Raw genomic sequence first — 580 nt, forward strand, 5'->3', positions numbered from 1 at the left:
GCGCTTGACTATGCCCGTGATGGAATTCGCGTCAACGCCATCGCACCTGGCCCGACGCGGTCGGAAATGTTCGATGCTTGGAAGCCATCTGAAGAGGATCGCGAGCAACTCGCAGAGGCATTCCCGATGAATTATGTCGCGCACCCTCAGGACATGGCTCGCGCAGCGCTATTCCTGTTGTCGGATGAATCGCGCTGGACGACGGGCGCTATTTTACCTTGCGAAGGCGGTAGAAGCGCTGTCTAGAAAGCCTTAACTAGGACGTCTGCACCGCGTTCGCCGCCAACACCTCCATTCCGACTGGAATTTTACGACCAATTCTCCGGGCCGTTTCAGTTAACACTGATCGGTGCTTGAGCAGTTCCACTGTCGAGAGCCGGCTGGCCGGTGCAAGTATGCTAAGCGTGGCAACCAGCGAACCATCCCCATCGCGAATAGGAACCGCAATTCCCCGCACGCCTTTCTGGTAACTTTGGTCGGCAACTGACAGCTGCTCTTGCCGTACCTTGGCCAGCTTCTCCGAAAAATCGTTGATGTCTGGCGCGGGAAATGCCGGATATGCGCGGGCTGCCTCCTCGAC

At 57.4% G+C, this 580-nt stretch carries 2 protein-coding genes; one reads left to right on the forward strand and one right to left on the reverse strand.

Annotated features, from left to right (window positions below; all coding sequences use genetic code 11):
- Positions 1-246 (forward strand): SDR family NAD(P)-dependent oxidoreductase (locus ACXJ7R_RS35900; protein ID WP_457155913.1); only part of this gene is annotated, 246 nt, incomplete at its 5' end.
- Between the two features lie 10 nt (positions 247-256).
- Here the strand turns inward: ACXJ7R_RS35900 and ACXJ7R_RS35905 are convergent.
- Positions 257-580, reverse strand: a 324-nt coding sequence (locus ACXJ7R_RS35905) for an IclR family transcriptional regulator domain-containing protein (protein ID WP_457155914.1), incomplete at its 5' end; no start/stop codon positions are given.

It is taken from the genome of Mesorhizobium sp. P5_C1, assembly GCF_054049815.1.